This window comes from Microbispora sp. H10836, from assembly GCF_012999525.1.
Classification (GTDB): Bacteria; Actinomycetota; Actinomycetes; order Streptosporangiales; family Streptosporangiaceae; genus Microbispora.
Genome location: NZ_JABBWU010000017.1, coordinates 136,833 through 163,704 on the forward strand (window position 1 = coordinate 136,833; position 26,872 = coordinate 163,704).

A 26,872-nucleotide genomic window follows, 5' to 3' on the forward strand; every position below is an offset into this window, starting at 1 on the left:
GGTCTTCATGGCAGGCAGGATTCGGGTCGTCGTCGCGAAGCCGGGGCTCGACGGGCACGACCGCGGGGTCAAGGTGGTGGCGCGGGCGCTGCGCGACGCGGGCATGGAAGTCATCTACACGGGGCTGCACCAGACCCCGGAGCAGATCGTCCGTACGGCGATCCAGGAGGACGCGGCGGCCATCGGGCTGTCCATCCTGTCCGGCGCCCACATGACGCTGTTCGCCCGGCTCTTCGAGGTGCTGCGCGAGGAGGAAGCCGAGGACATCGTGGTGTTCGGCGGCGGTATCATCCCCGATGCCGACATCCCCGAACTGCACAAAATGGGAGTCGCCAGGATCTTCACGCCCGGGTCCACGACTCAGGAGATCGTGGAATGGGTCCGTTCGGCGGTTCCAGCCACCGTTTAGGTATTTTGCCCAACCCTGCCGTACTTGAGGGTTGTTGGCAAGGCTCCAGTGGGACCCGCTGACGTGGTCACGCCGCCACGGGGACTAGGCTTCATGCGCGGAAACGCCGGGCGGGACGACGGCGCCCGGCCTCGGACATCAAAAGGGACGGACCCTCGTGGACCTGTTCGAACATCAGGCGAAGGAGCTCTTCGCGGAGTACGGCATCCCGGTGCCGCGCGGAATCGTCGCGCACACCGCGGAGGAGGCGCGGGCGGCTGCCGAGCAGCTCACCGGACGCGTTGTCGTCAAGGCCCAGGTCAAGACCGGCGGGCGCGGCAAGGCCGGCGGCGTGAAGGTGGCCGACGACGTCGCCGACGCGCACGCGAAGGCGGCGCAGATCCTCGGCATGGACATCAAGGGCCACACGGTCCACAAGGTCCTGATCGAGGAGGCCAGCCAGATCGCGGAGGAGTACTACTTCTCCTTCCTCCTCGACCGCGCCAACCGCACCTTCCTCGCCATCTGCTCCGCCTCGGGCGGTATGGACATCGAGGAGGTCGCGCACACCGCGCCGGAGAAGGTGGCGAAGGTGCCGGTCAGCCCGCTGACGGGCGTCGACCGGGCCAGGGCCCGCGAGATCGCGGTGGCCGGCGGCCTGCCGCAGCAGGCGCTGGACGGCGCCGCCGAGCTGATCGAGAAGCTCTGGGCCGTGTTCGTCGACGAGGACGCCTCGCTCGTCGAGGTCAACCCGATGATCCTGTCGGCCGACGGCCAGGTGAAGGCGCTCGACGGCAAGGTCACCCTCGACGACAACGCGAACTTCCGCCAGGCGGAGCACGTCGCGTACGTCGACAAGGCCGCGGAGGACCCGCTGGAGGCCCGGGCCAAGGAGAAGCACCTCAACTACGTCAAGCTGGACGGCAACGTCGGCATCATCGGCAACGGCGCGGGCCTGGTCATGTCCACGCTCGACGTCGTGGCGTACGCGGGTGAGGAGTTCCCCGGACAGCCCAAGCCGGCCAACTTCCTCGACATCGGTGGCGGCGCCTCGGCCGAGGTCATGGCGAACGGGCTGGAGATCATCCTGTCCGACCCGTCCGTGAAGTCGGTCTTCGTGAACGTCTTCGGCGGCATCACCGCCTGCGACGCGGTCGCCAACGGCATCGTCTCGGCCTTCCAGCTCCTGCAGAGCCGGGGCGAGGAAGTGACCCACCCGCTGGTCGTCCGCCTGGACGGCAACAACGCCGCCCTGGGGCGGCAGATCCTGGCCGACGCCGCGCTGCCGCGGGTCGAGCTGGTCGACACGATGGACGAAGCGGCCAAGCGCGCCGCACAGCTCGCCGCGGTAGGTGCGTAATGGCTATCTGGCTCACCGAGAACAGCAAGATCATCGTTCAGGGCATGACCGGCGGTGAGGGCACCAAGCACACCCGCCGCATGCTCGCCGCCGGCGTCAAGGTCGTGGGCGGCGTGAACGCCCGCAAGGCCGGCATCACGCACGAGGGCCTGCCGGTCTTCGGCACGGTCAAGGAGGCCATGGAGCAGACGGGCGCCGACGTGTCCGTCGTCTTCGTGCCCCCGGCCGCCACCAAGGCCGCCGTCCGCGAGGCCATCGACGCCGAGATCCCGCTGTGCGTGGTCATCACCGAGGGCGTGCCGGTCCACGACACGACCGAGTTCTGGGCGTACGCCGTCTCCAAGGGCAACAAGACCCGCATCATCGGCCCGAACTGCCCCGGCATCGCCTCGCCCGGCGCGTCCAACGCGGGCATCATCCCGGCCGACATCACCACCAAGGGCCGCGTCGGCCTGGTATCGAAGTCGGGCACGCTGACCTACCAGCTCATGTACGAGCTGCGCGACATCGGCTTCTCCACCTGTGTCGGCATCGGCGGCGACCCGGTCATCGGCACGACGCACATCGACGCCCTCCAGGCGTTCCAGGAGGACCCGGAGACCGACGCGATCGTGATGATCGGCGAGATCGGCGGCGACGCCGAGGAGCGCGCCGCGGCCTACATCGACGAGCACGTGACCAAGCCGGTCGTCGCCTATGTGGCCGGGTTCACCGCGCCCGAGGGCAAGACCATGGGCCACGCCGGCGCGATCGTGTCCGGCTCCGCCGGCACCGCCCAGGCCAAGAAGGAGGCCCTGGAGAAGGTCGGCGTCCGCGTCGGCCGTACCCCCAGCGAGACCGCCCGCCTGATGCGCGAGATCATGTCCTCGTGATCTTGTAGTTGGTCGCATGCGGGTCCACTGACCCGCACCACCACCGTTGGCGATCAGGCGGTCGCCGGGCGACCGGCGCTCCTGCCGGCGGTTCCGTCATTCGTGACCTTGCACTTCCCGATGAAGTGCAAGGTCACGATGCGTATACGCCCAGGTCGCAGGGGTGTCCGCAGGCTTTCTGCACGATCACGAAGGCTCCGTGCCCGGCTCGGGCGGCTGATGTGCGACAAACTGCAAGATCATGGCGAATTTGGATGGGTGGGCGGCGTGGCGGCGTGGAGGAAGGCGGCGGGGCTGGGATGATGCGGTAGCGTGACGGGCCTTCTCGATCAGTTCAGGACCGCTCCCCGCGCCGTGCTCGGCCGGGGCGGCGACGACGAGGAGACCCGCCGTCCGCTCCCCGTCTCCGGCATGCTGGCCGCGGTCGGGACGCTCGGCGTCGGCCTCGCCGTGCTCACCACGGTCACGCTCATCGGCTGGATGGCCGCGCCTCGCGGGCCGTTCGGAGAGGGTCTGCCCGGCGTCTTCCGTACGGCCTGCCAACTCTGGCTCGCCGCCCACCACGCCGGTTTCGCGATCCCCGGCGGCCGGGTGGGCCTGCTGCCCATCGGGCTGATGATCCTGCCCGGGGCGCTGCTCTACCGGGCCGGCCTGTGGATGGCGCGCGACGCCGACCTGCGGGTGCGGATGCCGGCCCGGCTGCCCAAGGGCACGCCCCGCGACGTCGAGAACGCCCGGCGCCGCGCCCAGCTTGTGCTCATCGCCCAGGCCGGCATCTCGCTGGCCGCGCCGTACGCGCTGCTCGCCGGGGTGATCGCCCTCGTCTCCGGCAACGAGGTCATGCGGCCGTTCCTGGGGGAGGCGCTGGTCAGCCACCTGCTGCTGGCCTTCGTCACGGGGTCGGTGGCCACCGCCCGCACGATCGGGCCGTGGCGGTCGATGCTGCGCCTGCTGCCCGAGCGGCCACGGTCGCTCGTCTCCGGTACGGCCGTCGCGATCTCGCTGATGCTCCTGGCCGGGGCCGTGCTGGTCCTCGGGGCCGTGGTGGTCAACTTCGCCAGGATCCAGCAGATGTCGGAGGTCCTCAGCCCCGGAGTGGTCGGCGGCCTGCTGCTCCTGCTCCTGGAGGTCCTCTACTTCTTCAACGCCGTGATCTGGGGCATGGCCTACATCTCGGGGCCGGGTTTCGCGGTGGGCGCCGGGACGCTGGTCGCGCCCACCGGGGTCAAGCTGAGCGCGGTGCCCATGCTGCCGCTGCTGGGCGCCCTGCCGTCGTCCGGCGCGGCGCCCGCCTGGGTCATGGGCGTGATCGCGGTGCCGTTCGCGGCCGGCGCCGTCGCCGGCGTGGTGACGGCCCGCGTCGCGCCGACCCCGTCGTTGGAGGCCGCGCCCCTGTGGGGGTTCGTCTGCGGCGTCACCACCGGCCTCGTCGCCGGGACGCTCGCCGCGCTGTCGGGCGGCCCGCTCGGCGGGGCGGGCCTGGCCGCCGTCGGGCCGTCTCCCTGGGAGGTGGCGCTGTCGGTCACGCTCGAGGTCGGCGTGGCCGCCGGCATCTCGGCCGGCATCGCCAACTGGTGGCTGATCTCCCGGAGGCCGGCCACCCCGCCCGAGCCGGTGCGGAGGGCCGGCGCCGTGATCGCCAAGGCGGCCGGCCGGGTGCGGCCCGCCCGCGGCGCCCATCTGCCGGGTCACTGGCTGGACGCCACCGAGGCGGAGACGCAGCCGATTCCCGTGATCAGGGACGACTGGACCGACGAGCACGCCGCCGCGGCCGCCGAGACGTTCGACGACATGAGCGCGCGGCGGGCCCGGGCCACCTCCCGTGATTCCGGCACTCCGCGCAAGCCCGCGGCCAATCCTCCGCGCAAGCCCGCGGCGATTCCTCCGCCGAAGCCGCGCAAGGACATCGTGGACGAATCCGACGATCGCGGGGGGCACGTCATCTACGTCGATCCCTACGCCTGGGATCGCGACTGATCCGTCCCAGAGCGCTCGGTGACGGCCGAGGCGAGGCGGTCCCGCAGGTCCGTCAGGCGGGCGATCTCGGCGTCCAGGGCGGCGATCCGGCGCTGCACGACGCCGCTGCCGCCGGAGCAGCCGGGGCTGCCGTACGGCGGCAGCGTGTCGCCCTCCAGCAGGTCCAGGCGGTCGGCGCAGCGGGCCACGTCCTCGATGGTCAGGCCGAGGGCGAGCAGCTGCCGCACCAGGCGGATGCGGGCGACCTCCCGCGGGCCGTACTCGCGTTGGCCCGTCCGCGTACGCCGGGGTGGCGGGAGCACCCCGCGCTGCTCGTACAGGCGCAACGCGCGTGGGGTGGTCCCGGCCGCCGCCGCCGCGTCGCCGATTCGCACAGGGCCTCCTGCTAGCTCCAGGTCTCCACGACGACCGTTCCCACGTGCCGTCCGTCGAACAACTCGCGCAACGCCAGCGGCGCCCGTTCGATGCCCGCGATTCGGGTGTGCGGGAAGGTGACGGCGCCCGAGCGGAGCCAGGCGCCGAAGCGCTCCGTCCACTCCGCGTCGGTCTCGGCGTCGACGCCGGTGAATCCGCGGACAGTGATGTTCCTGGCGATGAGCTGGAAGGCGTCCAGCTCCACCGGGGCCGTCGTGCCGCCGGCCGCGGCCGACAACTGGGTGGCCAGGGTGCCGACCACGACGACGCGGGCGCCCGGCCGCGCCGCGGCCACCGCGGCCCGGAGCTGCTCGCCTCCGACGGCGTCGACGACCACATCGACGCCGTCGGGCGCCGCCTCGGCCAGCTGTGCGCCGATCGGGCCGCCGTCGCGGAGCACGACCGCGTCGTAGCCGAGCTCGGCGGTCATGCGCCCGGCCTTCGCCGGTGAACCGGTGCTGCCGATCACGCGTGCCGCGCCCAGCCGCCGGGCGATCTGCCCGGCGAGCGACCCGACGGCTCCGGCGCCCCCGGTCACGAAAACCGTCTCACCGGCGCGGAGGCGGGCGATCCGGGTCAGGGCGGCGTACGCGGTGGCGCCCGGCGCCAGATGCGCGGCCGGGTCGGGCAGGGACTCGCCCAGCGGCGCGGACGCGGGGACCGCGGCGTACTCGCGCCAGCCCCGGAAGTGCGCGACCAGGTCGCCCGGACGCAGGCCGCCGTCTCCGCCAGCGGTGACGACCTCGCCGACGGCGGGACCGAACAACGCGTCCCCGGGACGCAGCGGAGGGAAGGGCGTGCCCGGAACGCCTCCGGCGATCAGCGTCCGCAGTGAGGGGAAGACCTGGAACCAGCGGTTGCGCACCAGGACCTCGCCGGCCCCGGGCACGGGAATCGGGACCTCGGCGACGGTCAGGTGCTCGGGGCCGGGGAGGCCGGACGGAACCTCGACGAGCCGGATCTCCCGTGAGACGCGGGGCAGGGTTTCTGGCATTGGGAACTCCCACGGTGTCGGAGAGGACGGCGGCGCGGCCGCACGGCCCCACGACGTTAACCCCTGACCCGCGCGTCAAAGGCAAGCGGGCACGGCGTGGTCGTCAGGCCATCTCGGCGAAGTCGGTTTCGGTCGTGCCGATGGTCTGGGCGACCGACGGCCGGGCCGCGCGGAGGTAGCCGTACCAGACGAGGGCCACGGCGACGGTGACGAGGAAGGCGAGGACCACGAAGTTCAGCGGCCAGGCCGGCCACGGCACGACGTTGACGTAGAAGACGTACGCCATGCCGACCACCGAGACGACCACGCACGGCCAGATGAGCCGCACCCGCGCGCGCTCCCGCCGCAGGAAGATCGGCGCGGCGAGCGCGACGACGGCGTAGGCCACCATGTAGCCGTACGTGCCGTAGGTGTCGACGTTGACGACGATCTCCATGCCGTCCACGCCGAGCGCGAAGAGCAGCGCGGTCAGTGCGACGGCGATCGGTGCGATCGCGAGGATCGCCCGATGCGGGGTCTGCTGGGTCCGGTGGGTCCGGCCGAGAGAGGCGGGCAGCACGCCCTCCTTGCCCATGACGAAGACGATGCGGCCGATCACGTTGATCGGGGCGACCACGACCGCGAAGAACGACGCCGTGACGCCGAGGCTGAGCACCGGGCGGAACCAGCCGGGCATGCCGACTGCCACCGCGAGCTCGTCCAGCGGGTTGCCGCTGGTGCCCAGGTCGCCCAGCGCGCGGTAGCCCGCGACCTGCGTGTAGGAGGCGAAGATGTACAGCAGGCCGACGCCCGCGGCGCTCCACATGATGGCCCGGGGAATCGCCTTGAACGGGTTGCGCGCCTCGCGGCCGAGGGCGTCGGAGCTGGAGAAGCCGACGAACCCGAGGATCGCCAGCACCATGCCGACCGCGATGCCGTGCGGCGTGGCGCCGTCGAGGGTGAGCTGGCTGCTGTCGAAGACCGGCCCGTCCCCGGCGAACAGCACGATTACCAGCATCACCGTGATGATCGCGATCGAGATGACCTCCAGGACGAGCGAGATGCGCGCCGACATCCGGATGCCCCACACGGTGAACAGCGTGGCGAGGCCGCCGATCACGACCGCGAGCACGACGTTCCACAGCGTGTTGTCGATCGTCAGACCGATCCCGGACAGGAAGGCGTTGAAGTGGTAGACGGCGCCCGCGAGGGAGCCGGACGCGATGCCGAAACACCCGATGATCAGCGTGATGCCGGTGACGTACGCGCCGAGCGGGCCGAGCCCCTGGGCGGCGTAGTTGTACAGCGAGCCGGCCGAGGCCCGGCGCTTGGCGAACTGGGAGATGCAGTAGCCGACGGCGAGGATGACCACGGTGGCGAGGGTGAACGACAGCCAGGACGCGTTGCCGGCACTGGCGAAGATTCCGGCCACGGAGAATGCGATGACCGCGCTCGGGGCGATGTTGGCGATGGCCTGGGCGACGACCTCGCCGCCCGACATCGCCCCGCGCCGCAGCCCGTGCCCGTGCTGGCGGTGGGAGGCGGTGGTCTGTGTCATGCGGGGGTTCCTTGTACGAACGGGGCCTCGGCGATCCGGGGCCGGCGGCGCGAACGGGCGGCAGGGCCCTGACCCGCTGCGACGGACCCGGGCGCAGGGCGGTGAGTGACGGGGGAGGGGGTCAGGGGACGAGCAGGGTGCGCAGCGCCTCGCCACTGGCCAGGGCGTCCAGGGCGTGGCCGGCCTCGTCGAGCGTCGTGCGCCTGCTGACGAGCTGGTCGAGCTGCAGGTGGCCGTCCATGTAGCGGTCGACCAGCGCCGGGATGTCGATGGCCGGGCGGACGCTCCCGTAGTTGGACCCGAGGATTCGCTGGTCGGCCTCGGCCAGGACGAGCGGGTCGAACCGGGCGAGCGTGCCCTTGGGCGGCAGGCCTACGGCCACCGCCGCACCACCCAGGCCGAGCATCTGGATCGCCGACTCCAAAGTGGCCTGGTGGCCGACCGCGTCGAAGGCGTAGTCGACGCCGTCCGGCAGGAGGTCGCGCAGCGCCTCGGGATCGGTCGCGCCGGCGCCGGAGAGCTGGTCGGTGGCCCCGAGCGTCATCGCGAGCGCTGTCTTCTCGGCACGGGTGTCGATCGCGACGATCCGCTCGGCTCCGGCCAGCTTGGCGCCCTGGACGACGGAGAGCCCGACCCCGCCGCAGCCGATGACGGCGACCGTGCTGCCGGGCAGGACGGCGGCCGTGTTGGTCACCGCGCCGACGCCGGTGGCCACCGCGCAGCCGACGAGGGCCACGGTGTCCAGCGGGGCGTCCTCGCGGATCTTGACGGCGCCGGACGCCGGTACCACGGCCTCCTCCGCGAAGGAGGACACCCCGAGATAGTGGTAGAGGGTCTCCCCGCTCCGGCTCAGCCTGCTGGTGCCGTCCTGGAGGACGCCTCCGGGCGCGACCACGGTCGCCGCGAGCTGGCAACGCGCCTCGTGCCCGGACCGGCAGTACCGGCATCGCCCGCACGGGGCGACCCAGGACAGGACGACGTGGTCGCCCTCCGCGAGGCTGGTCACCCCCGGGCCGAGCTCGGTCACCACGCCGGAGCCCTCGTGCCCCATCACCAGAGGGAGCGGCACGTCCCATTCGCCGCGGCGTACGTGCAGGTCCGAGCCGCAGACCCCGGCCGCGGCGATCTTCACGCGGACCTCGCCCGGACCCGGAGGGGCGAGCTCCACCTGCTCGACCCGGACGGGCCGGTCGGCGGATTCGAATACCGCGGCGCGCATGCTGCTCCCTTCCTCGGGGCCCGGGGAACAGCCCTGCCGTCACCCGGTGTTACTGAAACAAGGGTTCAGGCTAGGGACGCGGGCGTCGCCGCGGCAGCTGGCCAAATGTCCATCCACCTGCGATCAGTGCGCCGATCCGATACTTCGCGCCCGTCGCGGGCCGATGTCACGGTGACACTGCGTCAGTTCTGCGACGGATGTCGCGTGCTCCGGAGAGGGGAGATGCCGGGTGCTGGAGACGGCGGGCGACATCGCGCAGCGCTTCCGGCTGCGCGTGCCGACGGGGACGACGGGCCTGGACCGCCCCATCCGCTGGACGCACATATCCGAGCTGGCCGATCCGACGCCCTGGCTGCGCGGCGGCGAGATGATCCTCACCCTTGGCCTGGAGCTGGACAGGGCCGGCGACCTGGAGGCGTACGCGGCGAGGCTGGCCGGGGCGGGGGTGGCCGCGCTCGGCTTCGGCATCGGGGTGCGCCACCCGTCCGTCCCGCCGGCGCTGGTCGAAGGCGCCGGGAAGCACGGTATGGCCGTGCTGGAGATCCCCGGCGCCGTGGCGTTCCAGGACATCACCTACCACGTCAACGCCGACCTGCTGCGGACCGGAGCCGCGGAGGCGCGGCTGATCGCCGAGGGCGTCTCCAGCATGACGATGGTGGCGCGCAGCGCCGGGGCGCAGGGGGTCGTGGCGACGCTCGCCGCGCGCATCGAGAGCTGGGCCGTGCTGCTGGACCGGCACGGGAAGATCCACGCGGCCGTGGGCGCCGCACGGGTGCACATCGACGACGCCCGGGCCGCGGCGCTCGGCCAGCGCTCCCGCATCCGGCACCCCGCCCTGACCGTGTACGGCGTGGGCGACCCGGTCCGGCCCCGTGCCCACCTGGTGGTCGCGCCCCGCCCGGACCGGATCACGCTGACCCGGAAGCTGGCGCAGCATGCCGCGCTCCTGCTCGATCTCGCCCTCAACCCCTTGAGCGGTGGCGACACGTGGGGTCTGGCCCGGGCCGACGCGGTGGACGCGCTGATGTCGGGCGACCCCGCGCTCGTCGCACGGGTGTCGGCCCGCTGGAATCTCCTCGCCGGGAACGTCGCCGTCGCGCTGCTGCGCTCGCGGTCGCGTGCCGTCCCGCTGGAGGACAACGTGCTGGAGTGGTGCGCGGAGCTGGATCTGCCTCCGCTGGTCAGCTCGGAGTCGTCAGTGGTCACCGTGTTGCTGCCGGAGGACGAGCTGGGCCGGTGGACCGCGCGGGTGTCCGACGCGGTCGAGCGGGAGGGCGTCCCGGCGCGGTGCGGCATCGGCGCTCCTCAGCCGCAGGTCTCCGGCCTGCTCAGCCGGCGGCAGGCCGAGCAGGCGCTCGCGGTGGCCGTGGCGGACGCCCGGCCCGTGGTCGAGTTCGCCGGGCTGCCGACCCAGCGGCTGATCCTCCAGCACCTCGATGCGGCCGCGCGCGGGGCGCTCACCTCGCCACTCCTGCCGCTGCTGGAGAACGACTCCACCCTGGTCCTGCTCCGCTCGCTGCGGGTCTTCCTGAGCGAGAACAGCAGCTGGGAAGCGGCGTCCTCGCAGCTCGGCATCCACCGGCACACGCTGCGCCAGCGTATGGCGCGGGTGGAGGAGCTTACCGGGCTGTCCGTCTCCGTGACCGAGGACCGCGTCATAGCCTGGCTCGCGCTCCAGGCGCTCCAGCTCGGCGACGCACCGTCCTAGAGGGTGCGACCTACGGCGCCGGATCCGGGCCGGCGACGGCCCGGCAGGACCTGTCGCGTCAGGCGGGGGCGGGGACGCCGGCGGGCCAGGCCACCCCGAGCTTGCGCTCGAACGCCCGCATGAGCTGGTCGGAGCACTCCTGCTGGGCCGTCACCGTCCCCGCGCCCTTGCGGCACTCGGTGTAGGCGTTGAGCTCGTCGGAGAAGTAGAGCTGGAATCCCGTCGTCACCAGCCCGAGGACGAACGCGAGTGACGAGAGCACGACGGCTCCGGTCGCCATCCCGATCCCGCGTCGTGCCCGGTTCAGCAGGCGCAGGTCGCGGATCGCGATGACGATCGCGAAAATCGACAGCGCCAGCCCGGCGGCCGGCAGCATCAGCGTGAACACCAGCGCCATGAGGGCGAGGACCAGAGCCCTGCGCCCTCCGGTCGCAGGGGCCGGCGTCTCTAGGGGTGTAGTCACGGTCTCCTCGCCTCGCGTTCCGCATAGCCCGTCGTCAGTCGTGATGGCCGGCGCCCGATACGCTTTAGCTGCGTTGAGGGACGGCCCTCCACGCTCGACCACTCTCTAAGGAACCATCTCCCGGCAATCACCTGCAAAACGAAGGCAGCTCACGAAGGAGTTCCGTCCTGTCGTTCCGGCTCGTCGTCCTCGTCTCGGGTTCGGGGACCAACCTGCAAGCGTTGCTGGACGCGGCGGCAGACGACGCGTTCGGCGCGACCGTCGTGGCCGTCGGGGCCGACCGTACCGGCATCGAGGGCCTGATCCGGGCCGAGCGTGCCGGCGTCCCCACGTTCGTCGAGAGGGTGGGCGACCATCCCGACCGGGAGAGGTGGGACGAGAGTCTGGCCGAGCGCATCGCCGAGCACAAGCCCGACCTGGTGGTCTCCGCCGGGTTCATGAAGATCCTCGGCCCTCGCGTGCTGGGCGCGTTCCCGGTCGTCAACACCCACCCGGCGCTGCTGCCCGCCTTCCCCGGTGCGCACGCGGTGCGTGACGCCCTCGCGTACGGCGTCCGCGTCACCGGCTGCACGGTCCACCTCGTCGACGCGGGCGTGGACACCGGCCCGGTGATCGCCCAGGAGGCGGTGACCGTACGGGAGGGAGACGACGAGGAGTCGCTGCACGAACGCATCAAGGGCGTCGAGCGCGGCCTCCTCGTCGAGACGGTGGGCCGCATGGCCCGCGAGGGCTGGACCCTGACCGGGCGGACCGTCCGCCTTGGGCCGGGACGAGTCGCAGGAGAGGCCGGACACGGCCCGACACCAGGAAGGACGACGAAGTGACCCGCATCGCCATCCGCCGTGCGCTGATCACCGTTTACGACAAGACGGGTCTCGAAGACCTGGCGCGGGGGCTCGAGGCCGCGGGCGTGGAGATCGTGTCGACCGGCGGCACCGCCGCCGCGATCGCCTCCTACGGCGTGCCGGTCACGAAGGTGGAGTCGCTCACCGGATTCCCCGAGTGCCTGGACGGACGGGTCAAGACCCTCCACCCGCGGGTCCACGCCGGGCTGCTCGCCGACGGCGCCAACCCCTCCCACGTCAAGCAGCTGGAGGAGCTGGAGATCGAGGCGTTCCAGCTCGCGGTGGTGAACCTGTACCCCTTCGCCGCCACGGTCGCCTCCGGCGCCTCCGACGCCGAATGCGTCGAGCAGATCGACATCGGCGGTCCCGCGATGATCCGCGCCGCCGCCAAGAACCACGGCACGGTGGCCGTGGTCGTCGATCCCGCGGCGTACGGCGAGGTCCTGGCCGCGGTCGCCGAGGGCGGCTTCACGCTGACCGAGCGCAGGAGGCTGGCCGCCGCGGCGTACGCGCACACCGCCGCCTACGACGTCGCGGTCGCGTCCTGGTTCGCGAACGTGTACGCGTCCGAGGGCGACTGGCCGTCCTTCATGGGCGCGGCGTGGAAGCGCAAGGCCGCGCTGCGGTACGGCGAGAACCCGCACCAGGGAGCGGCCCTCTACACCGGCGGCGAGGACGGCCTGGCCAACGCCGAGCAGCTCCACGGCAAGGAGATGTCCTACAACAACTACGTCGACGCCGACGCGGCCTGGCGGGCCGCCTGGGACTTCGACGAGCCGTGCGTGGCCATCATCAAGCACGCCAACCCCTGCGGCATCGCGGTGGGCGCCGACGTGGCCGAGGCGCACCGCAAGGCGCACGAGTGCGACCCGGTCTCCGCGTACGGCGGAGTGATCGCGGTGAATCGCGAGGTGACCCGCGCGCTGGCCGAGCAGATCGCGCCGATCTTCACCGAGGTGGTGGTCGCGCCGTCGTTCGCGGCGGACGCGCTCGAGGCGCTCAGGGAGAAGAAGAACATCCGCCTGCTCGCCTGCCCGCAGGGGCCGTCGAACGCCGCCGAGTATCGCCGCGTCGACGGCGGCCTGCTCGTGCAGACGGTCGACCGGGTGGACGCGCCCGGCGACGACCCCTCCACATGGGAGCTCAGGGCCGGCGAGGCGGCCTCGCCCGAGGTGCTCGCCGACCTGGCCTTCGCCTGGCGGGCCTGCCGTTCGGTGAAGTCCAACGCCATCCTGCTGGCCTCCGGCGGCGCGACCGTCGGCGTCGGCATGGGCCAGGTCAACCGGGTCGACTCGGCCCGGCTGGCGGTGTCCCGGGCGGGTGAGCGCGCGACCGGGTCGGTCGGCGCCTCCGACGCGTACTTCCCGTTCCCGGACGGCCTGCAGGTGCTGGCCGAGGCCGGGGTGAAGGCGATCGTCGAGCCGGGCGGCTCGATCCGCGACGACGCGGTCATCGAGGCGGCCAAGGAGGCGGGCATCACGCTCTACTTCACCGGGACCCGGCACTTCTTCCACTGATAAGTCCGGACGTACCGCCAGGGAGGGGCGGCCACTGGGATGGATGGGGCGAAAACGGCACGATCACCCCTTTGGGGCGGTTAGCCTGAAGCGCTCACCCCACCCTCTCCACGGAGCCCCTCCATGCCCCTTGATATGATCATGAGCTCCTTCGCGACGATGAACGGCATGTGGAACAGCCCCATCGCGCTGCTGCCCATCGCCGCCCTGGCCGCCTACTTCGGCTGGCGGATCGTGGAGTTCATCCCCTTCACCCGGCGGATCATCGAGCGCCGCGAGGGGGGACAGTAACGCACCTGGAAGGGACGGGAAGTGCCATGACCGCGCTGGTTCTGGACGGCAAGGCGACCGCCGCCAAGATCAAGAGTGAACTGGCGGAGCGGGTGAAGGCCCTGGCGGCCCGGGGAATCACCCCCGGTCTGGGCACGATCCTGGTCGGCGACGACCCCGGCAGCCAAATCTACGTCGGGGGCAAGCACCGCGACTGCGCGGAGGTCGGCATCACCTCCATCCGCAAGGACCTGCCGGAAAGCGCCACCCAGGCGGACGTGGAGGCCGCGGTCGACGAGCTGAACGCCGATCCCGCCTGCACGGGCTACATCGTCCAGCTGCCGCTGCCGCGTCACCTGGACACCCAGGCGCTCATCGAGCGCATGGACCCGGCCAAGGACGCGGACGGTCTCCACCCCGTCAACCTGGGCAGGCTCGTGCACATGGTCGAGGCCCCGCTGCCGTGCACCCCGCGCGGCATCGTGGTCCTCCTCCAGGAGTACGGCGTGCCGCTCAAGGGCGCCGAGGTCGTCGTGGTCGGCCGGGGCATCACGGTGGGCCGGCCGCTGGGCCTGCTCCTCACCCGCCGGACGGAGAACGCCACCGTGACGCTCTGCCACACCGGCACCCAGGACCTGGCCTCCCACGTGCGCCGGGCGGACATCGTCGTCGCGGCGGCCGGGGTGCCCCACCTCGTGACCGCCGAGATGGTCAAGCCCGGCGCGGCCGTGCTCGACGTGGGCGTCTCCAGGGTCGACGGGAAGCTCACCGGCGACGTCGCCCCCGACGTACGCGAGGTCGCGGGCTTCGTCGCCCCCAACCCCGGCGGGGTGGGGCCGATGACCCGGGCCATGCTGCTGGCCAACGTCGTCGAGGCCGCCGAACAGCGCTGATTCACGGATTTTTCGGCGGAGCGTGATCCACCGGACCCGCCCGGCCGGTCCTTCCGCGGCTCCTCGCCGCGGGGCGACGGCCGGGCCGAGTCCGCCGATCACGGGACGTAGAGGTACCAGCGGCCGTTCCGCAGGAAGCAGTACGAGCCCGCGTACACCTTCGTCTGGGGCACGCAGTAGCGCAGGTCCGAATAGGGGCCGTAGACGGCCGACGCGGTGGTGGAAGCGGCGGAGGCCGGCGGTGTCGCCGCGTGCGCGGTGGTGGCGGGGACGGCGAGAGCGGACAGGACGAGAGCGGCACCCGCGGCCGCGCGGCGGAACGCGTTCGTAGTGGAAATCATGGATCGAACAGTAGGAACGGCGCCCCCGCACGGTCGTCAAAGCTGTCCTTGATCTCGGGTCCGCCGCCGGGAGGATTCCGCGGCGCCGGCACCTCCTCTCCTCGGCGCATCGGCCGTCGACCCGGAGAAGAGCCGACCCAGAGAAGAGCCGACCCGGAGAAGAACGCGCGGCGTATGCCGTCGGTCCGCGTCAAGCCCGGTCCAAGGATCGGAATCCCGGCTGCTGACCCGGCAAACTATGACATATCGTCACTGTGTGTGAGCTATCGGACGCGGAACGCGCATTCTCTGCGGTCTCGGGTCCCGGGGCTGGCGGCCTGGGCCGCGCTGCTGATCGGCATCCTGGACATCGTCAGGGGCCTGGCGCCGGGCCTGCGCGCGAGCAGGATCGGCGTGATCGCGAGCGTCCTGCCGGGCGCCGTCACGACGCTCGCCGAGACGGCGTCGCTGCTGGTCGGAATCCTGTTGATCATGCTCGCCCACGCACTCAGGCGGCGTAAGGCGCGGGCCTGGCGCGCCGTGGTGGTGCTGCTGCCGGTGGACGCCGCGATCGAGGGGCTACGCTGGCGGCATCCGGTCGCCGCGTCGGTGTCGCTGCTCCTGTTCGCGGTGCTGGTCGCCGGCAGAGGGGAGTTCTACGCCCTGTCCGATCCGCGCTCACGCTGGCGGGCGCTGTGGAACCTGCTGGCGCTCGGCGCGTTCGACGTCGCGATCGGGTGGATCCTCGTCGCGTCACATCACCGCACGGTCGTCGGCCGGCCGAGCTTCGGCGACCAGATCCGGCACGTCGTGCTCGGTCTGTTCGGCCTGGAGGGGCCGGTCGTGTTCACGTCCGAGCGCACCGGCGACCTCGTCTACTTCTCGCTCGCCGGGCTCGGCGCGCTCACCGCCGTCACCACGATCTACCTGGCCCTGCGGCCGGAACGGCCGGTCGCGGCGCTCAGCGAGGACGACGAACGGCGCCTGCGCGCCCTGCTCGACCGGTACGGCCGGCAGGACTCGCTCGGATACTTCGCGCTCCGCAGGGACAAGAGCGTGATCTTCTCGCCCAGCGGCAAGGCCGCCGTCGCCTACCGCGTCGTCGCGGGGGTGATGCTGGCCGGCGGCGACCCGATCGGCGACCCGGAGGCCTGGCCCGGCGCGATCAGGCGGTTTCTGGAGGAGGCCAGGCGGCACGCGTGGGTTCCCGCCGTCATCGGATGCGGCGAGGCGGGTGGCCAGGCGTGGACGAGGGAGGGCGACCTCGACGCGCTGGAGATCGGGGACGAGGCCGTCGTGGACGTGGCCGGCTTCACCCTGGAAGGCCGGGACCTGCGCAACGTGCGTCAGATGGTCAAGCGGGTGGAGCGCCTCGGCTACACCTGCCGAGTGCGGCGCGCCGGGGACCTGAGCGAGGCGGAGCGCGAGCACATCGGCGACGCGGCCGACCTCTGGCGCGGCACCGAGACCGAGCGGGGCTTCTCGATGGCGCTCGGCCGGTTCGGCGACCCCGCCGACGCCGGCTGCCTGGTGGTCACGGCCCACCGGGTGGCCACGCCGGAGGGCGAACAGACGCCGGACGGGGACATCCGGGCCGTCCTGCATTTCGTGCCCTGGGGAGCCGACGGCATCTCCCTCGACCTCATGCGGCGCGACCGCGAGGCGGACCCCGGGCTCAACGAACTGCTGATCGTGCGGGCCCTGCAGGCCGCACCGGATTTCGGCGTGACCAGGGTGTCGCTGAACTTCGCGATGTTCCGCTCCGCGCTGGCGCGGGGGGAGCGACTGGGGGCGGGACCGGTGCTGCGCGCCTGGCGCGGCGTCCTCGTCTTCCTGTCCCGCTGGTTCCAGATCGAGTCGTTGTACCGCTTCAACGCCAAGTTCCGGCCCGTGTGGGAGCCGCGGTTCCTGGTCTACCCGGCCGCCCGGGATCTGCCGCGCATCGGCGTCGCCGCGCTCCGGGCGGAGGCGTTCCTCACGTCGCCGGGCCTCCGGCGGGCGGGCGGCCTGCTCCGGCGCCGCCGGCGGCAGACTCCCGTTCCCCGCCCCCTCTCCGACGCTGTCGTCGGCGGGAACGGCGGCCCGGACGGCGCGCCGGAGAGCCGCAGAACGGCGTGACCCCACCCGCCGCGGCGGGAACCGCCGGCGCCCGTCCGGTGCACGGCCGCCGGGCCTACCGGCAGACGCCGGGAAGGTCGCAGAGCTTGGCGGCCATCGTACGGGCGTCCTTGATCAGTGGGCGGAACTGGGAGACCGGGAGGCTCTTGGTCACCAGGCCGGTCCTGACGTAGACCGCCACCGCGCTGCCCCTGCGGACGATGACCGAGCGGGACCGGTTCTCGAAGAAGAAGCCGCCGACCCGGAGGGCCTCGTCGCCGATGCCGGTGCTCTTCCAGCGGTAGGAGTAGCGGTCGTGGCCGCGGCCTCCCGTGCCGCACCTGGCCAGGTCGTCCCGTACGGATCGCATCGCCGCCTTCGCGGCCCGCTCCGACGGGTAGAGCACGACCTGCTCGCTCCGGTAGACGGTCTCCGCCAGGTAGGTGAACGTACGGCTCGCGCCGCGCCCGTCGTGGGCGGCCCGGTGGCCGCACGGGTTCACCTCGAGGGGCTTCGTCAGGCTGTCGGTGAGCTTCAGGTGCTCCCACGGCCTGCGCGGACCGTTCACCTTGGCCTCGTCCAGCAGGAACCCCTTGGGCAGCTTCGCCGGTGCCGCCGACGCCGCCTGGGCGGCGTCCATCCGCCCCGCACCGTTCCCGGTCACCGCCGCACTCGCCTGCCCCATACCTGTCACGGTGGCGGTCGCGGTCACCGCCGCGGCCGCCGCCAAGGACACCAGAACTTTGCGCATCGCGCGCCCCCTCGCCAATCGGTCGACGTTCCGTTCGACGGCGGTTTCGCGCTTTTTGTTCGGCACGTTATGCCGCCACGCTCATATGGGCCCGGGCGGCTGGACACGCGAGGCCGGACCCGCGGCCGTACGTCGGCGCGGGCCGTGGGAACGCTCCAGCCGCAGCCGGGGGTGGGACGGCTTCCACCCTCCGGCGGCGGGTGTGGCGCGGCTTCAGGACGCCCGGCGGCCCGCCGGGGTCCGCGGCTGCGGCTGTGGTTCCGGCTCGGCCGGTCCGCCGGCCCGCTGCGGCGGCACGACCGGCGTGGGCCGCACCAGGCCGAGGGCGACGACCTCGTTGGCGAGCCGGGTGCGCCGGTTGGTGCCCTCCGGGATGCGGAACTTCTGGTACAGCCGCAGCAGGTGCTGCTTGACCGCCGCCTCGGTCACCACGAGGTCGTCGGCGATCTCCCGGGCCGTCGCGGGCGCGACGAACGCCTCGTCGGACAGCGCGGGGCGGCACAGCGACGTGAGCACGTCGACCTCCCGGCGGGTGAGCTCCGGCGCGGCGGCGCGGCGCAGCTCGACCTCGGGGGCGAGGTCCTCCCGCGGGATCCCGCCGACCCGGGCCCGGGCGGCCCCGAAGGAGACGACGTCGCCGTCGTCCAGAACCCTTCTGGCGATCGGCCTGCCGTTCACCCGTGTGCCGTTGCGGGACAGGCCCAGGTCCACCACGTACAGGTAGGGCCCGCGACGGACGAATTCGGCGTGCAGCCGTGACACGCTCGGATCCGTCAGCCGGATGTCCACGCCCCGGCCGCGGCCGATCGTGGTGACGTCGGGGCGCAGCGGCACCACCTCGCCGCTGTCCTCGATCCGTATGAACGGCCCCTCCACGGCAGTTCCTCCCCAGGTAGCCCGCCGTTACTTTCCCTATAGCTGCGGCTTACCCACCCGTGGCGAGGGGGAATCGCCTTTGCCGCGAGCAGAATCAATCCCGAAATTGGTCTGGACCTTTGAGAGGTGGTTTACCTGCTCACGGGTAGACTTCGCACGGAGATAAGCGGAGGAAACACCTATGGCGGACAAGCCCACCAAAGGCCTCGCCGATGTCGTCGCCGCATCCACAGCGATCAGCGACATCGACGGCAAAGCCGGTCGTCTCTTCTACCGGGGATACGACATCCACGACCTGGCCGGCCGCGCGACGTTCGAAGAGGTGGCCCACCTGCTCCAGCGCGGCACTCTGCCGACCCGCGAGCAGCTCGCCGGTTACGGCGCGGAACTGGTCGCAGGCCGCACCCTGGGCGCGCTCGTCGAGAGCGACATCTCCGAAATCGCGGCGAAACAGGCGCCCATGGAGGCGCTGCGCACGCTGGTCTCGCTGGCCGGCGCCGACGACCCGGACAAGGATTCCAACGCCGCCGACGCCAACCGCCGCAAGGCCGCCAGGCTCACGGCCCAGCAGCCCGTCCTCGTCGCCCGCTACCACGCGGCCAGGACGGGAGCGGACAAGCCGGAGCCCGATCCCGAGCTGAGCACGGCCGCGAACTTCCTGCTGCAGATCACCGGCCGCCGCCCCGAGCGGCGCGAGGTCGAGATCTTCGACACCTGTCTGGTGCTGCACGCCGACCACACGATGAACGCCTCCACCTTCGCCGCCCGTGTCTGCGCCGCGACGCTGTCCGACATGCACTCGGCGATCGTCGCGGCCATCGGCACGCTCAAGGGCCCCCTCCACGGAGGTGCGAACGAGCAGGTCATGCGTACGCTGGAAGCGCTGGACCCACGCGGCGTCGCCCAGGCCGTGCGGGACAGGCTGGCGGCGGGCGAGAAGATCATGGGATTCGGGCACCGCGTCTACAAGACCGAGGACCCCCGGGCGACGCACCTGCGGCGGATGTCGCAGGAGCTGGCCGAGGCCTCGGGCGACGACACCTACTACCGGATGTCCCGGGAGATGGAGGAGGTCGTCTTCGCGGACAAGCACCTGTACCCGAACGTGGACTTCTACGCGGCGACCGTCTACCACTATCTCGGCATCCCGACGGACCTGTTCACGCCCGTGTTCTCGGTCAGCCGGATGTCCGGGTGGACCGCCCACGTGATCGAGCAGCACGCCGACAACCGGCTGATCCGGCCGGACAGCGAGTACATCGGCGAGCACGACCGGAAGTGGGCGCCCATCGACGAGCGGTGACAGGGAGGCGCCGAGGACCGCAGTGGCAGGCTTGGGAGAGACGTGAGAACGAGTGAGAGCACGGCCTGGGGGCCGTGGCTGCTGGTGGCGGCGGGAGCCGCCGCCGGGCTGGGCGCGATCGGCCTGGGTGCGCCGGCGCCCGCGGGTGGTGCGATCATGGGATTCGGCTTTCTCTTCGGATCCCTGATCCGGGTGACGGTCGCCGAACGCCGGGCGGGCGCGCTCGCGGTGCGCGGCAGGCGGGTGGACGCGCTCACACTGGCGGCGTTCGGCGCGGCGCTCGTCATCGGCTCGCTGCTCATGCTGCTGCGGCTGCACGACTCGTAGGGACACGACCTCGTCGCGGACTTACCACACCCGTCCGATAGCCTCAACGGCCAGTGAGCCTCAAAAAGGACGTGCTGGCCAGTTAATTCAGAAGGGGAACCCCACGCATGCCCAAGATCAAGGTAGCGGGCCCGGTCGTCGAGCTCGACGGCGACGAGATGACCCGGATCATCTGGCAGTTCATCAAGGACCAGCTGATCCTTCCCTACCTCGACGTCGACCTGAAGTACTACGACCTCGGCATTGAGCACCGCGACGCCACCGACGACCAGGTCACGATCGACGCCGCCAACGCCATCAAGCAGCACGGCGTGGGCGTGAAGTGCGCGACCATCACGCCGGACGAGGCCCGGGTCGAGGAGTTCGGCCTGAAGAAGATGTGGAAGTCCCCGAACGGGACCATCCGCAACATCCTCGGCGGTGTCATCTTCCGCGAGCCGATCATCATGTCGAACATCCCGCGGCTCGTGCCCGGCTGGACCAAGCCGATCGTCGTCGGCCGTCACGCCTTCGGCGACCAGTACCGCGCCACCGACCTGAAGATTCCCGGCGAGGGCACGCTGACGCTGACGTTCACGCCGAAGGACGGCAGCGAGCCGATCGAGCTCAACGTCTTCGACTTCCCCGGCTCCGGCGTCGCCCTGGCGATGTACAACCTGGACGAGTCGATCCGCGACTTCGCCCGCGCCTCGATGCGGTACGGCCTCAACCGCGGCTACCCGGTCTACCTGTCGACCAAGAACACGATCCTCAAGGCGTACGACGGCCGGTTCAAGGACATCTTCGCCGAGGTCTACGAGACCGAGTTCAAGGCCGACTTCGAGGCCGCCGGGATCATCTACGAGCACCGCCTGATCGACGACATGGTGGCCGCCTCCCTGAAGTGGGAGGGCGGGTACGTGTGGGCCTGCAAGAACTACGACGGCGACGTCCAGTCGGACACGGTGGCGCAGGGCTTCGGCTCGCTCGGCCTCATGACCAGCGTGCTCATGACCCCCGACGGCCGCACCGTCGAGGCCGAGGCGGCGCACGGCACGGTGACCCGGCACTACCGTCAGCACCAGCAGGGCAAGCCGACCTCCACCAACCCGATCGCCTCGATCTTCGCGTGGACCCGTGGCCTGCAGCACCGCGGCAAGCTCGACAACCAGCCCGAGGTCATCGACTTCGCCGAGAAGCTGGAGCAGGTCTGCGTCGAGACCGTCGAGGGCGGCCAGATGACCAAGGACCTCGCGCTCCTGGTCGGCGGCGACGCCGAGTGGCTGACCACGCAGGACTTCCTCGCGGCGCTCGACGAGAACCTCAAGAAGAAGATGGCGCAGTAACGCCGCTTCGTCGGCGGGGCCGTCCGGAGTCGTTCCGGGCGGCCCCTTTCCCGTTACCTTCGGGTACGGACCGCTCGCCGCTTTGTCACGACTTCCTGACGTCACGGCGCGGTATCAGGCCGCGGAACCGTCGCGCCGGGGCCGTAAAGTTCTGCTGGCCGGTAGTTTGCCGAATCGTGGGGAACGGGGATGCCGCAGATCGCGCCGCTACAACCGGGGGATCCGACCAGGCTCGGTCCCTTCGTGCTGTCCGGCCGTCTGGGCGAGGGCGGGCAGGGCGTGGTCTACCACGGCCAGGACCAGGCCGGCGGACGGGCGGCGGTCAAGCTGCTGCACGTCAAGTTCTCCGGTGACGCGACCGCCAGGTCCCGCTTCGCGCGGGAACTGCGCGCCGCCCAGCGGGTGGCGAGCTTCTGCACCGCCCGGGTGCTGGCGGCCGACCTGGAGGGCGACACGCCGTACATCGCGAGCGAGTTCATCGACGGGCGGTCGCTGCGCGAGACCGTCGAGGCGGACGGGCCGCTGACCGGCTCGGGCCTGGAGCGCCTGGCGGTCGGCACGGCCACCGCCCTCACCGCGATCCACCAGGCGGGCATCGTCCACCGCGACTTCAAACCGGACAACGTGCTGCTGGCCGTCGACGGCCCCCGGGTGGTGGACTTCGGCATCGCCCGCATCCTCGACTCGACCGCCACGATCACCAGCCGGGCGATCGGCACGCCGGCGTACATGGCGCCCGAACAGATCTCCGGCGGCAAGGTCGGGCCCCCGGCCGACGTGTTCTCCTGGGCCGCCACGATCGCGTACGCCGCGACCGGGGACGTCGTGTTCGGCGGGACCTCGATCGCGGTCGTGCTCAACCGCATCCTCAACCACGACATCGACACCCGCATGCTGCCCGAGCCTCTCGGCGGGGTGGTCCGGGCGTGCCTGCGCAAGTCGCCGGACGAGCGGCCGACGGCCGACCAGATCCTGCTGAGCCTGCTGGGCCGTGCGGCGTCGGGCGACGCGTCGGCGGTCGTGCTGTCGGAGGGGGCCGCGCACGCGGCCGACCCGGACGCCACACGGTTCGCGCGCACGGGTCCGGGCCGCGTCCCGGCGACCGGCGCGGGCCCGCTGCCGCCCGGCGGCGTACGAAGTGGGAGCGGCGCACCGGCCGGAACCGGCGCGGGCTCCCTGCCGCCCGGCGGCGTACGAACCGGCAGTGGCGCACCGGCCGGGAACGCCGCGTGGACCGGCGCCGGCGCGTGGACCGGGACAGCGGGACAGGCGGGCAGCACCGGGAACGACGTGCCGACCGGGGCGTCCCCGGCGTTCCGCCCGTCTCCCGGCCCCACCGACCCGAGGCCGGCCGGGCTCGGCATGGCGGGCAGCGCCCCAGTAGAAGCCGGGCCAGGAGAAGTCGGGCCAGCCGAAGCCGGGCCGGCGTGGCGCCGCCGGAAGGGCCCTCTCATCGGTGCGATCGCGGCCGCGCTCGCCGTCGTGGCCGCAGCGGGCGCGATCCTGGCCGCCAGGACCGGTTTCGCGTTCGGCGGCGCGCCCGCGGAGAGCGGCACCGGCGACGCCGCCGTCACGTCGCGATCCCCGCGCCCGAGCACGACGTACGCCTCGGTGTACGAGAAGGCGCTGAAGACCAGGCGGCTGACGATCGGCGTGCGGGGAGACGTGCCCGGGGTCGCCCTGCAGCAGTCGAACGGGTTCAGCGGGTTCGACGTGGACGTCGCCACGTCCATCGCCAGAAGCCTCAAGGTCCCCGCGAAGGGGATCACCTTCCGCAGGGTGGGCGTCGGGGACCGGGTGCGGGCGCTGGCCGACGGCACCGTGGACATGGTCATCGCGACCTACTCCTACGACGACAACCGCGGCGACGCCGTCACCTTCGCCGGGCCGTACTACACGGCCCACGCCGACCTGCTCGTGCTCGCCGGCTCGCGCATCAAGAAGCTGGAGGATCTGGCCGGACGCCGGATGTGCGCGCCCAACGGCAGCAGCATCGCCCGGCTCGTCGCGGACAAGGCGGAGGTCGAGCAGGTCCCGGTGGGCGACTACGCCGAGTGCATGAACCTGCTGACGCGAGGCGAGGTCGACGCGGTCCCCGGCGACGACCTGATCATCGCCGGCTTTGGCAACCGGGTGGCGAGCCTGAAGCTGTCGGTGCTCGGCCTGCGGCTGACCGACCAGCGCTACGCCGTCGGCCTGCCCAGGAAGGACGTGCGCACCTGTAAGGCCGTGGCGGACGCGATCAGCCGTATGTACGACGACGGCACGATGCGCGGCCTGCTGCGTAAGCACTTCGGCAACGTCGACTTCGACCCCGAGCGGGACGCGCCGCCCACGCTCGCCTGTCGCTGAGCCCTCCGCCCGGCGGGGGAGTCAGGCCCGGCGCCCGATCGCGGCGATGGCGTGGTTCGCCCACTCGAGGGTCGTGCGGGTCTGCCGGATGCCGAGGTCCAGGGCGAGGTTGCCGAACCTGACGCCGGTCGCCCCCTCGGGGACGGGCGACGCGCGCTTGACCGCCCAGAGGGCCTCCAGCTCGGCCAGCTTGTGCTCCACGTACGCCTTCAGCCGCTCCAGGACGGCCAGCGCCTCCCCGGGGTCGAGCAGCGGGAGCAGGAACGCCTGGAGCGCGACCTCGTTGCGGGCCGGACCCGTGGGGTCGTGCCCGACCAGCCAGGCACGCAGCTCCGCGCGGCCCTCCGGCGTGATCGCGTAGATCTTGCGTCCCCGTGCGCCCTCCGCCTCGACCGTCACCAGCCCGTCCGCGGTCATCTTCGCCAGCTCGGGATAGATCTGGCTGTGCCCGGCCTGCCAGACATGGGCCACCGACTTCTCGAACGCCTTGGTCAGGTCGTAGCCGCTCGCCGAGCCGTATGCCGTCAGAAGACCGAGTAGAGCGATGCGCAGGGACATGCCCCCACTATATATCTGAGTTGACATGTCTAGTCTTACATGTCACCTTCGACATATGCGATCCAGAAACGGACTCCTTCTGTTCGCCGTGCTCGGCGGCATGTTCCTGGCGATGCTCGATCAGACGATCGTCGGCACCGCGCTGCCGAGGATCACCGCCGAGCTGGGCGGCACCGGCCTGTACACCTGGGTCGTGACCGCCTATCTCCTCACCTCGACCGTCACGGTCCCGCTGTACGGCCGGCTGTCCGACGCGTACGGGCGTAAGCCGCTCCTGCTGATCGGGGTGGTCCTGTTCCTGCTCGGCTCGATCCTGTCCGGGGCGGCGCAGAGCATGGGGCAGCTCATCGCCTTCCGCGGCGTGCAGGGGCTCGGCGCGGGCGCGCTGCTGCCGCTGTCGCTGGCGCTGGTGATCGACCTGTTCCCGCCGGAGCGCAGCGGGCGGGTGCAGGGCGCGCTCGGCGGCGTGATGGCGCTGAGTTACATCGCCGGCCCGTTCCTCGGCGGGCTGTTCACCGACCACGCGAGCTGGCGCTGGGCCTTCTACGTGAACGTCCCGATCGGTGCCGTCCTGGTGGCCATCATCGTGTGGCGGCTGCCGTACCGGCCGGGGCACGGCGGGGCGCGGCCCGACTACCTGGGCATCGCCGTCTTCAGCGCCGCGATCAGCGCGCTGCTCGTCGGCCTGACCGAGAAGGGGGTCGACGGCCACACCTGGACGAGCGGGCCGGTCGCCGGGCCGATCGGCGCGTCGCTGGCGCTGCTCGTGGTGTTCGTCTTCGTCGAGCGGCGGGCCGCCGAGCCGATCGTGCCGCTCCACCTGTTCGCGAACGGCACGTACTCGCTGGTCAACGTCGCGTCGTTCTTCACGGCGTTCTGCATGTACGCCGGGGTGGTGTTCCTGCCGCGCTACTTCCAGGAGGCGCACGGCCTGAGCGCCACCTCCTCCGGGCTGCACATCTACCCGCTGATGCTGGCGATGGTCGTGGGCAGCGCGGTCACCGGCGCCCTGATCTCGCGTACGCGCCGCTACAAGCCGTGGCTGGTGATCGCGCCGTTCTTCCTGGTCGCGGGCACGGCGCTGTGCGCGAACCTCGCGGTCGGCACCTCGACCCCGATGCTCGTCGCCTGGATGGCACTGATCGGGCTCGGGATGGGGCCCATGCTGTCCGGACTCACCGTGGCGATCCAGTCGGCCGTGCCGCCCCGGTACATCGGCACGGCCAGTGCGAACCTGACCTTCTTCCGGCAGATCGGCGGCTCGGTCGCGCTGGCCCTCGCCGGCACGGCGTACACGTCGGTGGTGACGCGGGAGGCGCCGGCGCACGGACTTCCGGCGGCCCACGCCGCCGCGACCGCGACCGTCATCCCCTGGCTCGGGGTCGTGGGGGCGGTCGTCGCCCTCCTCGCGCTCGCGCTGCTGCCGCGGGGCGGTGTGCGCCTCGACAGGCCCGCACCCCAGCAGGACCTCGTCGCCGCGTGAGACGGGAAGTGAGACGGGCGTGACACGGGCGTGGGACTCCAGTTCAGCGGCGCCGTGAGCGGCGTGTCGGACGGTGCGCGGGGCACGTCCGGCACGGTTGAATTGATCTCAAGCGTTCGGGGGAGCGGCAGTGGGTCGTAGGGTCGTCACGGGTTTGGTCTGTGTGTTCGTCGCCGGAGCGCCGCAACCGGCGCTCGCCTTCTCCGGAGAGGCGCCCCGGCCGGCGCCGGTGAAGGAACCGTTGCAGAATCCGTGGGGCACGGCCGACCTCGAGGTCGGCATCACCGCCTCGCCGAAGGTGGCGCAGCCCGGGCAGCCGTTGACCTACCACGTCACCGTGCACAACAAGGGGCCGGGGGACGCCGTGCTGCCGACCCTGCGGGTGCGGCTGCCCAGGGACTTCCAGGTCGTCAACGTCGGCGTGGCCGAGTGCGAGCCCGGCGGGGCGCGCAACCGGGTCGTCTGCCGCTCGTCCGACGACGTCCTGCCCGGCGGCTCGGGCGACATGACGATCACAGGGGTGATCGCGCCGGGCGCGCACGGCCCGCTGCGGGCGCGGGCCGACCTGACCTCCGAGGTGATCGACCAGGACGAGACCGACAACACGGCCGAGGCCGTGACCAGGGTCGACGAGGGGGCCGACCTGGCGATGCGGTTCCGCTCCTCGACCCGGTTCGTCCGCCCGGGCCACTGGTTCTCCATACGGGCGGAGGTGCGCAACCGCGGGCCGCGCGTCGTGCGGGACGCGTACGTGTTCTTCCAGCCGCGCGAGGCCCGGCTGGAGTCCGCGAGGGGCGGGCGCTGCCGGGGGAACCGCCAGTTCGTGGGGTGCTCGCTGCCGCCGATCAGGTCGGGGTCGCGCGGGCTGCTCGAACTGGTCTTCCGGGTGCCGTCCCGGGCCTCCCACGCCGTGGCCACGATGGCCACCGTCTATTCACGCCGCTACGGCGACCGCCGCCCGGCGAACAACAAGGCGAGTGTACGGGTGGCCCTGCGCCGCGCCTGAACGCCGCCGGGGCAGGC

Annotated in this window: 25 protein-coding genes; 16 read left to right on the top strand and 9 right to left on the bottom strand. The window is 72.0% G+C overall.

Translation table 11 applies throughout. From position 1 onward, the window contains the following. The first annotated feature begins 7 nt into the window (after positions 1-7). The 4 genes from HHX30_RS28370 to HHX30_RS28385 all read left to right on the top strand — a co-directional run bounded on the left by HHX30_RS28370 (position 8) and on the right by HHX30_RS28385 (position 4,597). A complete protein-coding gene (locus HHX30_RS28370; RefSeq protein WP_169985333.1) occupies positions 8-409 on the top strand; it encodes a cobalamin B12-binding domain-containing protein in 402 nt (133 codons plus the stop codon). 157 nt (positions 410-566) lie between these two features. Further along, entirely contained in the window at positions 567-1,748 is a 1,182-nt protein-coding gene (gene sucC / locus HHX30_RS28375; protein WP_169985335.1) for an ADP-forming succinate--CoA ligase subunit beta, read from the top strand. Then, entirely contained in the window at positions 1,748-2,620 is an 873-nt protein-coding gene (sucD, locus tag HHX30_RS28380; protein WP_169985337.1) for a succinate--CoA ligase subunit alpha, read from the top strand. Before sucC ends, sucD begins: the two co-directional genes overlap by 1 nt. Before the next feature lie 312 nt (positions 2,621-2,932). Continuing rightward, the gene (locus HHX30_RS28385) at positions 2,933-4,597 is read left to right on the top strand and encodes a DUF6350 family protein (RefSeq protein WP_169985339.1); all 1,665 of its coding nucleotides are present in this window, start codon (positions 2,933-2,935) and stop codon (positions 4,595-4,597) included. On the opposite strand, the gene HHX30_RS28390 is transcribed toward HHX30_RS28385, so the two are convergent. The 4 genes from HHX30_RS28390 to HHX30_RS28405 form a co-directional block, all read right to left on the bottom strand. After that, positions 4,576-4,971: a MerR family transcriptional regulator gene (locus HHX30_RS28390; RefSeq protein ID WP_169985341.1), complete on the bottom strand. Its 396-nt coding sequence runs from the start codon at positions 4,969-4,971 to the stop codon at positions 4,576-4,578. The genes HHX30_RS28385 and HHX30_RS28390 overlap by 22 nt on opposite strands. A gap of 11 nt (positions 4,972-4,982) precedes the next feature. Continuing rightward, positions 4,983-6,005, bottom strand: a complete 1,023-nt coding sequence (locus tag HHX30_RS28395) for an NADP-dependent oxidoreductase (RefSeq protein ID WP_169985343.1) — start codon at positions 6,003-6,005, stop codon at positions 4,983-4,985. A gap of 103 nt (positions 6,006-6,108) precedes the next feature. Next, the gene (locus tag HHX30_RS28400) at positions 6,109-7,542 is read right to left on the bottom strand and encodes an APC family permease (protein WP_211592642.1); all 1,434 of its coding nucleotides are present in this window, start codon (positions 7,540-7,542) and stop codon (positions 6,109-6,111) included. Positions 7,543-7,663: 121 nt separating this feature from the next. Then, on the bottom strand, positions 7,664-8,761 hold the full coding sequence (locus HHX30_RS28405; protein ID WP_169985345.1) for an alcohol dehydrogenase catalytic domain-containing protein: 1,098 nt from the start codon (positions 8,759-8,761) through the stop codon (positions 7,664-7,666). A gap of 229 nt (positions 8,762-8,990) precedes the next feature. Between HHX30_RS28405 and HHX30_RS28410 the strand changes: the two genes are divergently transcribed. Beyond that, positions 8,991-10,469 carry a PucR family transcriptional regulator gene (locus tag HHX30_RS28410; RefSeq protein WP_169985347.1) on the top strand — a complete coding sequence of 493 codons (1,479 nt, stop codon included), beginning with the start codon at positions 8,991-8,993 and terminating at the stop codon, positions 10,467-10,469. Positions 10,470-10,527: 58 nt separating this feature from the next. Here HHX30_RS28410 and HHX30_RS28415 read toward each other — a convergent pair whose 3' ends face one another. Continuing rightward, positions 10,528-10,932 carry a hypothetical protein gene (locus HHX30_RS28415; RefSeq protein WP_169985349.1) on the bottom strand — a complete coding sequence of 135 codons (405 nt, stop codon included), beginning with the start codon at positions 10,930-10,932 and terminating at the stop codon, positions 10,528-10,530. A 167-nt stretch (positions 10,933-11,099) separates the two neighbouring features. Here HHX30_RS28415 and purN point away from each other — a divergent pair, with 167 nt between their 5' ends. The 4 genes from purN (at position 11,100) to HHX30_RS28435 (ending at position 14,457) form a co-directional block, all read left to right on the top strand. Then, entirely contained in the window at positions 11,100-11,756 is a 657-nt protein-coding gene (gene purN, locus HHX30_RS28420) for a phosphoribosylglycinamide formyltransferase (protein ID WP_169985461.1), read from the top strand. Further along, positions 11,753-13,294, top strand: a complete 1,542-nt coding sequence (purH, locus tag HHX30_RS28425; RefSeq protein ID WP_169985351.1) for a bifunctional phosphoribosylaminoimidazolecarboxamide formyltransferase/IMP cyclohydrolase — start codon at positions 11,753-11,755, stop codon at positions 13,292-13,294. The genes purN and purH overlap by 4 nt, the downstream gene beginning before the upstream one ends. A gap of 141 nt (positions 13,295-13,435) precedes the next feature. Further along, on the top strand, positions 13,436-13,585 hold the full coding sequence (locus tag HHX30_RS28430; protein ID WP_182908366.1) for a hypothetical protein: 150 nt from the start codon (positions 13,436-13,438) through the stop codon (positions 13,583-13,585). 26 nt (positions 13,586-13,611) lie between these two features. Continuing rightward, a complete protein-coding gene (locus HHX30_RS28435; RefSeq protein ID WP_169985355.1) occupies positions 13,612-14,457 on the top strand; it encodes a bifunctional methylenetetrahydrofolate dehydrogenase/methenyltetrahydrofolate cyclohydrolase in 846 nt (281 codons plus the stop codon). Between the two features lie 98 nt (positions 14,458-14,555). On the opposite strand, the gene HHX30_RS28440 is transcribed toward HHX30_RS28435, so the two are convergent. Further along, complete coding sequence (locus HHX30_RS28440; RefSeq protein ID WP_169985357.1) at positions 14,556-14,798, bottom strand: hypothetical protein; 243 nt, start codon at positions 14,796-14,798, stop codon at positions 14,556-14,558. Positions 14,799-15,056: 258 nt separating this feature from the next. On the opposite strand from HHX30_RS28440, the gene HHX30_RS28445 reads away from it, so the two are divergent. Next, positions 15,057-16,895, top strand: coding sequence for a phosphatidylglycerol lysyltransferase domain-containing protein (locus tag HHX30_RS28445; RefSeq protein ID WP_211592643.1), 1,839 nt, complete (start codon positions 15,057-15,059; stop codon positions 16,893-16,895). A 55-nt stretch (positions 16,896-16,950) separates the two neighbouring features. Here HHX30_RS28445 and HHX30_RS28450 read toward each other — a convergent pair whose 3' ends face one another. Then, on the bottom strand, positions 16,951-17,625 hold the full coding sequence (locus tag HHX30_RS28450) for a hypothetical protein (protein ID WP_169985361.1): 675 nt from the start codon (positions 17,623-17,625) through the stop codon (positions 16,951-16,953). Between the two features lie 213 nt (positions 17,626-17,838). Then, positions 17,839-18,501: an FHA domain-containing protein gene (locus HHX30_RS28455; RefSeq protein ID WP_169985363.1), complete on the bottom strand. Its 663-nt coding sequence runs from the start codon at positions 18,499-18,501 to the stop codon at positions 17,839-17,841. Between the two features lie 181 nt (positions 18,502-18,682). On the opposite strand from HHX30_RS28455, the gene HHX30_RS28460 reads away from it, so the two are divergent. From HHX30_RS28460 to HHX30_RS28475, 4 genes are all read left to right on the top strand, one after another. Then, positions 18,683-19,804 (top strand): citrate/2-methylcitrate synthase, encoded by a 1,122-nt coding sequence (locus HHX30_RS28460; RefSeq protein ID WP_169985365.1) that lies wholly within the window; start codon positions 18,683-18,685, stop codon positions 19,802-19,804. 42 nt (positions 19,805-19,846) lie between these two features. Beyond that, positions 19,847-20,131 (top strand): DUF3017 domain-containing protein, encoded by a 285-nt coding sequence (locus HHX30_RS28465; protein WP_169985367.1) that lies wholly within the window; start codon positions 19,847-19,849, stop codon positions 20,129-20,131. 107 nt (positions 20,132-20,238) lie between these two features. Further along, entirely contained in the window at positions 20,239-21,456 is a 1,218-nt protein-coding gene (locus tag HHX30_RS28470) for an NADP-dependent isocitrate dehydrogenase (protein WP_169985369.1), read from the top strand. Positions 21,457-21,645: 189 nt separating this feature from the next. Further along, a complete protein-coding gene (locus tag HHX30_RS28475) occupies positions 21,646-23,808 on the top strand; it encodes a protein kinase domain-containing protein (protein ID WP_169985371.1) in 2,163 nt (720 codons plus the stop codon). Between the two features lie 21 nt (positions 23,809-23,829). Here HHX30_RS28475 and HHX30_RS28480 read toward each other — a convergent pair whose 3' ends face one another. Further along, positions 23,830-24,366 (bottom strand): PadR family transcriptional regulator, encoded by a 537-nt coding sequence (locus HHX30_RS28480; RefSeq protein ID WP_169985373.1) that lies wholly within the window; start codon positions 24,364-24,366, stop codon positions 23,830-23,832. Positions 24,367-24,421: 55 nt separating this feature from the next. Here HHX30_RS28480 and HHX30_RS28485 point away from each other — a divergent pair, with 55 nt between their 5' ends. Both HHX30_RS28485 and HHX30_RS28490 read left to right on the top strand, forming a co-directional pair. Further along, complete coding sequence (locus tag HHX30_RS28485; RefSeq protein WP_249350531.1) at positions 24,422-25,849, top strand: MDR family MFS transporter; 1,428 nt, start codon at positions 24,422-24,424, stop codon at positions 25,847-25,849. Positions 25,850-25,979: 130 nt separating this feature from the next. Then, positions 25,980-26,855: a CARDB domain-containing protein gene (locus HHX30_RS28490; protein WP_169985377.1), complete on the top strand. Its 876-nt coding sequence runs from the start codon at positions 25,980-25,982 to the stop codon at positions 26,853-26,855. Positions 26,856-26,872 lie beyond the last annotated feature (17 nt).